This is a genomic window from Corallococcus sp. CA047B (assembly GCF_003612065.1).
Taxonomy (GTDB): domain Bacteria; phylum Myxococcota; class Myxococcia; order Myxococcales; family Myxococcaceae; genus Corallococcus; species Corallococcus praedator.
The window spans coordinates 1-7,134 of sequence record NZ_RAWD01000405.1; the positions used below are offsets into that span (position 1 = coordinate 1).

Below are 7,134 nucleotides of genomic sequence, written 5' to 3' on the forward strand. Positions count from 1 at the left end.
CTTTCTGCGTCCTGCGGGCTCCTTCGTTGCCTCGGCGCCGTCCAGTGACTTCCGCCGATTCTTCTCGAAGGGGAGCGGCTTCTACTTCTTCGCCGCCTTCCGTGTCAACCGCTTCCTTGTCAGCTTTTCCCACCGCTTTCGTCCGCTCTGTTGCCTGCCGGACTTTCTTTCGGTGGGGCGCGGCTTCTACCACCGCCGCGCTCGCTGTCAACTCTGCGTTGACTGCCCTATTTTCTTGTCGGTGCTGCACTCTCCCAGAAGTTCCTTCCGCGCCAGTGCGCGGGCTTCCGGGTGAGGGGCGCGGCTTCTACCACCACCGCCACTTCGTTGATCAACTTCTTTCGAGTCGATCCCTGCTGCTTTCCGCTCCAGCGACCGACTTGCTGCTGTCGGCTTCGGGCGGGGCGCGGCTTCTATCTCTTCGCCGCGTTCGGGGTCAACAACCTTCGTCGACCCTTTTCTTCCCACCGTGCAGCTTTCCGGAGTGCCCTGGGGCACCGGTCCGTTGCGCGGAGGTCCAGTGTCTAACGCTTCGATTCGGAGACGTCAAACCCTGATTGATCCGGGCCGAATCGTTCTACCTGCGCGCCGGGGATATGGGCACGCCGTTCCCTGGTGAGAACCCCCGAGGCCGGGGTTCCTTCTTCCACGCCATTTCCCTCGGAGCACTGCCTGCCCCTCATCCAGCGGGGCGGCGCCTTCCGCGCTCCTCCCTCCATAAGGTCCCGATAAGCAGGTCCGCGAGGGGGAAGGTGATGTTGAAGTTGTGGCGCCCCATGAGGGTCGGGTCGTGGTGCACCTGATGGTGCCTCCTCAGGAATCGCACCCCGGGGAGACGGGCGCTCCAATGGTCGTTCGGAAGGTGCGTGCCGAAGTGCACCCATTCGTACGCGAGGTAGTAGCCCAGGGCTGAAGCGATGAAGAGCCAGCCCGCGTTGGCGGAAATCAGGAGGAAGCAGAGGGCTCCCAGCGGCGCGGCGACAGCTCCCAGGAAGAAGAGGAGCAGCACGGGCGGGAAGAGCACCATCTTGAAGTCCCGGCTGGACTCATAGGCCATCGCCTCGTGGGTGAAGAAGCGGTGGTGCTGCGCGGTGTGACGCTCGAAGAGGAGGCCCAGTCCCCTTCGTTTGTGGTGCATCGGTCCGCGGTGGCCGAGGAACTCGACGCCGTTCGCGAGCACGAAGACGCCGGGGATGCCCAGCAGTTCCCAGAACCGCACCGCCTCCAGCCGACTCAGGGCCAGGGCGATGCCGATGAGGCAGACGAGACTGGTGAAGGCGAAATGGGCCCAGCCTCGATAGCCCGGTCCGATGACCCGGGCCCGGTACTCCTCCCGGAAGGTCTGGACCTGGCGGGGAACGGGGCGCGATTCCATTCGCCGGAGCGTAGCGCGCCCTCCGGGTTCCCCGCCTGATACGCCCGGCTAGGAGCGCTTCGAGCCCTTTGCCTTCTGCCCCGGGGGCGGCGCTTCGTCCTTCTGACGCGCCAGCGACTTCTGCAGCTTCCGCATGCGCTCCAGGATGAGCGTCCGGTCCACGCTGGAGAGGTGGTCCACGAAGACGTGGCCGTCCAGGTGGTCGATTTCATGCTGGAGCACGTGCGCGAGCCGACCTTCCGCCTCCAGTTCGTGCCACTGGGCCGTCTTATCCTGGTAGCGGACCTTCACCTTCTCGACGCGGGGGCACTTCTTCCACACGTCCGGGACCGACAGGCAGCCCTCTTCCAGCTTGATGGACCCCTGCTTCGACAGAATCTGGGGGTTCACGATTTCAAACGAGGTGCCGTCCTCCCTGCCGACGATGGCCACCCGGAGGGGCACTCCGACCTGGTTGGCCGCGATGCCGATGCCCTTGGCTTCCGCCATGGACTCCGCCATCTCCTCCAGGAGCTTTTCGAGCGCCGGGCCGAAGTCGGTCACGGGCTGGGTGGACGTGGTGAGAACCTTGTGGGGCCAGATGACGATGTCGCGAGCCATGCGCCCGCATCCTGCCACGCGGCGTCCCGTTGCTCAGCACTTCCGTCACCTTCGACCCGCCGACTTCCGGTACCGGGCCCCCGAGCGCCGAGCCCGACCGGTCTGATAGACCGCCGGCATGCACCCGAACGCCCAGCTCATCACCGACTTCTATTCGGCCTTTCAACGGCGTGACGCCGACGGCATGGCCGCCTGCTACCACCCGGACGTGGAGTTCTCCGACGAGGTGTTCCAGGGTCTGCGCCACGCTGGCGTCACCTCCATGTGGCGCATGCTGCTGGAGCGCGGCAAGGACCTGGACGTCTCCTTCAGCGGCATCCAGGCCGATGACCGCACCGGCAAGGCCCACTGGGATGCTCGCTACACCTTCAGCCAGTCGCGCCGGAAGGTCCTCAACCGCATCGACGCGACGTTCGAGTTCGCCGATGGGAAGATCATCCGCCACCGCGACCATTTTCCCTTCTGGACATGGTCCCGGCAGGCCCTGGGGCCCGTGGGACTGGTGCTCGGGTGGACGCCGATGCTGCACAACAAGGTGCGCGCCCAGGGCGCCGCGGGACTGCGCAAGTACATGCAGGAGCGCGGCATCCAGGGCCCCTGATTCGCGGCGGCGTCACCCTCCTACGTCGAGTTGCTTCAGCGTCACCGGCCCCTTCGTCCCCTGGCGCGCCAGGGTGGCTTCACAGCGGACCTGTCCCATCCAGTCCGTGTAGCGCAGCGTGGCCGTACCGTCCGCATGCAGCCACAGGGTCGCGTGACCGTGATTGCCCCGGTCCTGGCGCACGCCCGTCCATTCGGGGAAGCGCGGCCAGGATTCGAAGAAGCGCACCGGCGCCACCGAATGCGTCGGCGTGTCCTTCCGCTCGTAGGGGAAGCCTCCGTGCCCCAGGCTGGCCCCGAGGAAGGGCAGCCCCGGTGCCCGGTCGTACAGCCCTCCGCCCTGGGCGCCTCCCCAGCACCAGAGGTCCACCCACTCCCGCTCCACGACCAGGGCACGCAAGTCCTCTTCCACCAGCGGCGCGAGGCGCTTGCGGTCCGGGCCATAGGGCGCCGCGTGGCTCAACAGGATGTTCATGGCGCCCCGCCTTCGTCCCTCCGACAGCCGCTGCTCCAGCCACTGCAGCAGCGCGGGCTCGCGGTGGCGGCCGGCTTCGAACCAGGCGGTGTCCAGGCCGATGAGCTGGAAGCGCTCCGCGGCGAGGCAGAAATAGGTGCCCTCCTGCGGGTGGCGGGGGCCCGCGCCCCGGCGCTCGTCCAGGTAGCGGAAATAGGCGCCCGCGCCCGAGCGCATCTCCGGCGCCGCGTTGAGCGTCAGCAGCGTCGTCGTCGCGAGCAGCGGCTCCAGCGGCTCCGCCACGTGCGCGTCGAATTCGCCCTGTCGGCCCGCGTAGAAGACGCCTCCCAGGTGCACCGCGCAGTCCAGGCGCTCCCCTCGCATCACGAGCTGCCGGGCGATGTACCGGGAGGTGTATTCGCCCGTGCCGAAGTCCCCGAAGAGCGCCACCTCCACCGGCTGCCCTGGCTCCGGCTCCCGCAGCGGGTAGAGAAAGCGGCTCTTCGCGCCGAAGTGCCAGCGGAACGGGGCCTGCCTCGCCGCCGCGCCCTGCTCCAGCCAGACCGGCCCGCTGAACAGCAGCCACCCGCGCAGGTCCGACCGCGGCTCGAAGCGCGTGCGGGTGGGGTCGATGGGGATCTCCTCCGTCTTCAACGGGAACGTGAAGTCCGGGGGCAGGCCTCCGGTGCCCTGACGGACCTGGCGCTCGGTCGCGTCGAGGCGCTCCTGCAACTGGCCGGGGTCCGTGAACAGCAATTCGAGCTCCCGCAACACCTCCACGAACGCGCCCACCGTCACGCGCGCGCCCAGGCCCGTCTCCGTCCAGCGCAGCACGTCCTCCGGTTCGCGCAGGAAGGCCGCGCGCAGGGCCTCCAGTTCCTCGGGGCCGAGGACCGGGAGGTCCGTGTCCGCCGCCAGGGGCGCTTCGGTCTGGAGAGCGTGCGTCGTCGTGGATTCGTTCGCGGACGGCGTGACCTTCACGCTCGCGGGCGGACGGTAGCCGAGCGACTCGTAGAGCTGCTTCCACCTGCCTTCCATGCGCGTCCCCCTCCTGATGGCCGTGAATGGCCCCTGGCCTCATCAAGGCCCCACCGAAGGACGCATTCTCCCAGGCATCCCCGACATGGCTGTTCGTCCCGGGGCGCCGGTTCCCGGTCGCATCCGGACGCTACAGGCCCTCACGCAACGCGACGCTCAGGGGCTCGCGGAGCCTTCGTTCCGGAAGGTGTAGAGCGTGTAGTACGAGCCGGTGGCGAAGCCGGGCAGCTTGAGCGGATTGAACACGCTCAGGTTCGACAGCACCCCGCCCACGAACCCCGGGGGCACCTCCACCAGCTTCAGTGCGCCGCCGGCCAGCACCACCCCTGCCTGGGGCTGGTCGTTGCTCACCAGCGTGCACTCCCCCGACGCGGTGAAGTGGCCCACCGGAAGGTGGAAGCGCGCGTAGAAGGGCACCCGCGTGCCCGGCGCGAAGGTCCGGTCCGTCAGCCGGAAACAGGCCGTCGCCGTCCCCACCTTTTCGTAACCGTCCTCCACGGACCGCCCGTCCACCACGCGATGGACGGGCACGTACAGGCTGGCCCCCAGCTTCACCGTGGGCTCGAAGGGTGCCGCCGCGCACACCGCCGGGTCCGGCGACGACGCGGCGTCCTCCTGCGAGCGGAAGGCATACACCCACTCGTTGCCCGACTGCAGGCGCACCGCGGTCCCGGTCTGCTGCTGAGACATGTTCGGCTCCCCGTGTGGACCGCGGGCTTCGTGCAGCGGTTACTGCCAGGACAGCGCGTATTCGGTGTCCACCGGCCCGGTCTGCTTGCCGTGGACCTGCACCCCTCGCGCGCCCAGCGCCTCGATGACGGCCTGGAGCACGCCCTCGTGGTACGCGGGCGGCATGAAGTCACGCTTCATCACGAGCCTGCCCGTGCGGTCGCCCGACCAGTCCACGCTGCGCTCGCCGTAGCTCACCGCCGCGCGGTAGCCCGTGGGAAGGTTCGTCACCAGCCGCTTCGGGCTGTCTCCCGCGAGCAGGAGCAGCGTCTTGCCCGCCGCCGACGACAGGAAGTCCGTGGTCGCCTGCGTGCCCATCTTGCGCAGCATCGCGTCGAAGCCGCCGAGCTGTGGCCCCATCAACTGGGCTCCGGTGAAGGCCAGCTTCAGGAACCCCGACACCGGGTAGTTGAAGAAGTCCACGAACTTCTTCTCCGGCACCGACGCCAGACACCGCTCCACCGCCGCGTCACCGCCCAGGATGCGGACCGCGTTCAGCGCTCCGTTGAAGAACATGCCTCGGGCCGTGTCGTCGGGGGTCGCCAGGGCCAGACGCTTCTCCAGGTCCTGGGCCACTGCCGCGTCCAGGCCTGGTGCTTCCTTGCGCTGCTCACTCATAGAGGGGGGGAATCTCCCGGGGGGGTGGAGATGAACGCCCGTGCGCACTAGAGCCGCACGAGTTGAGCACCATAATGAACGTTGGCTCCGACAGCCGCCACCACCACGAGCTCTCCGCTGCCGAGCGTCACCCTGCCCTGCTCGAGGTCCTCGGACAGGAGGATCAACATGCCCGCCGCCGACGTGTTGCCGATGCGGTCCACGTTGCAGGCCACGGCCTCCTTCGGCAGGCCCGCCCGGGTCACGAACGAGTCCATCACCCGCTTGTTCGGCTGGTGGAAGTAGTAGCGCTTCACCTGCTCGCGCAGTGCGGGCGTGAGCACCGCGTCCAGGCACTTCTGCATGTACTCCGGGTAGCTGCGCGCGACCTTGAAGCCATCCACCACGAAGGCCATGTCCGACGGCCGCGTCCGCCCCGGCTGGTAGGGCAGCTTCAACATGCCGCCGCCCCGTCGGGTCACCAGCTCCGCGTACGCGTTGCCGGAGAAGGAGGACAGGATGCCCGGGCCGTCCTCGTCCCCCGGCTGCGAGCGCAACACCACCGCGCCCGCGCCATCCCCGAAGACATACATGGACAGGTAGGCATTGAGCGCCTTGGGACGGCCCGGCGTGGGCGGCAGCTCATCCGTGTAGACCTCCCGGTTGAGCAGGGGCGAGGTGAACGCCGAGGCCACCACCGCCACCGTGCGGAAGCGGCCGCCCTCCATCATCTTGCGCACCAGGTCCAACACGTACGGCGTGCCGCCGCAGCCGTCGTCCACCACCAGCGCGAACGCGTCCTCGCGCAGCCCCAGCCGCTCGTGCAGGGCCATGGCGTCGTGGTTGAAATGCGGCGCGTCCGGCGTGCACGTCACCACGAAGAGCGCGTCCAGCTCCTTCGCCTCCACGCCCCCGCGCGACAGCGCCTGGCGCAGCGACAACTCGCACATGTCCGTGTTCGTCGCCGGGTAGAAGCGCCCCGCCACGTCGTCCGGCGGCGGAATCGCGCGGCCCGTCTCGTCGTCGAAGTCCCACAGGAACCGACGCTCGCGAATGCCGATCTTCTCTTCGATGCGCGCCGCGGACCAGCCGGGGATGGCCCGAGCAATCCGCTCGTTGCTGATGGTCCGCGCCGGAACAAAAGCCCCCGCTCCCACCACACAAACCCGATCGGTCATTTCGTGGCCCCTGACATCACTGCCCTGCCGGACGGGATGAATTCCCTGGCAAGACGGACTTTCAGAGCACGTTCCAGGCCACTTCCTAACCCCCTGGAAAGACGGACAATCCTGGTGATGGTCGCGTCAGCAATGAAGTGCACCGCCGGACAGGCGGCGCTCAAGTCATTGAAACAACAGGGGAATCAGCAATGCTTCAATATTGAAGCGGCCGACATGGAATGAACCACACGCGGTGTGCGCTTCACGCTGCGTGGCACGCCATAACACAAACGGGGTCTGCCGGTGCTTCAAAATGACAACGCACTGCGATTCCGCAAGTGTCCGCGCGCCCCAGGAAGAAGGGCGGCGGACTTTTCCGGCGGACCCGTCACGCCTCCCCCCCATTCAGCAGGTCGCGTCAGGTCCCCGGGCTCATACGGAAAGCGCTCGAAATCGGATTTCGGCGCGCCCCTCAGAAGGGGATGTTGTCATCGTCGTTGGGGGGCGGGATCTCACCGTCGTCCGGCGGGTTGCCGTAGCCGTAGCCCCGGCCGCCTCCGCCATTCCCACCACCGCCACCC

Annotated in this window: 8 protein-coding genes; 2 read left to right on the forward strand and 6 right to left on the reverse strand. The window is 68.0% G+C overall.

The genetic code is table 11. The annotated features are described in order from the left end of the window. A partial coding sequence (locus D7X74_RS44630) for a hypothetical protein (protein WP_233602421.1) occupies nucleotides 1-295 on the forward strand: 295 nt, incomplete at its 5' end. A gap of 384 nt (nucleotides 296-679) precedes the next feature. On the opposite strand, the gene D7X74_RS37130 is transcribed toward D7X74_RS44630, so the two are convergent. Further along, entirely contained in the window at nucleotides 680-1,375 is a 696-nt protein-coding gene (locus tag D7X74_RS37130) for a sterol desaturase family protein (RefSeq protein WP_120537715.1), read from the reverse strand. Between the two features lie 48 nt (nucleotides 1,376-1,423). After that, on the reverse strand, nucleotides 1,424-1,975 hold the full coding sequence (gene def / locus D7X74_RS37135; protein WP_120537716.1) for a peptide deformylase: 552 nt from the start codon (nucleotides 1,973-1,975) through the stop codon (nucleotides 1,424-1,426). Nucleotides 1,976-2,093: 118 nt separating this feature from the next. On the opposite strand from def, the gene D7X74_RS37140 reads away from it, so the two are divergent. Next, entirely contained in the window at nucleotides 2,094-2,576 is a 483-nt protein-coding gene (locus D7X74_RS37140) for a nuclear transport factor 2 family protein (protein WP_120537717.1), read from the forward strand. A 12-nt stretch (nucleotides 2,577-2,588) separates the two neighbouring features. Here the strand turns inward: D7X74_RS37140 and D7X74_RS37145 are convergent, their stop codons facing one another. The 4 genes from D7X74_RS37145 to D7X74_RS37160 form a co-directional block, all read right to left on the reverse strand. Next, nucleotides 2,589-4,067 (reverse strand): hypothetical protein, encoded by a 1,479-nt coding sequence (locus tag D7X74_RS37145; protein ID WP_120537718.1) that lies wholly within the window; start codon nucleotides 4,065-4,067, stop codon nucleotides 2,589-2,591. A gap of 156 nt (nucleotides 4,068-4,223) precedes the next feature. After that, a complete protein-coding gene (locus tag D7X74_RS37150; RefSeq protein WP_120537719.1) occupies nucleotides 4,224-4,757 on the reverse strand; it encodes a hypothetical protein in 534 nt (177 codons plus the stop codon). Nucleotides 4,758-4,796: 39 nt separating this feature from the next. Beyond that, nucleotides 4,797-5,414, reverse strand: a complete 618-nt coding sequence (locus D7X74_RS37155) for a DUF2378 family protein (protein WP_120537720.1) — start codon at nucleotides 5,412-5,414, stop codon at nucleotides 4,797-4,799. A 47-nt stretch (nucleotides 5,415-5,461) separates the two neighbouring features. Further along, complete coding sequence (locus D7X74_RS37160; protein ID WP_120537721.1) at nucleotides 5,462-6,571, reverse strand: 3-oxoacyl-ACP synthase III family protein; 1,110 nt, start codon at nucleotides 6,569-6,571, stop codon at nucleotides 5,462-5,464. Nucleotides 6,572-7,134: the final 563 nt, after the last annotated feature.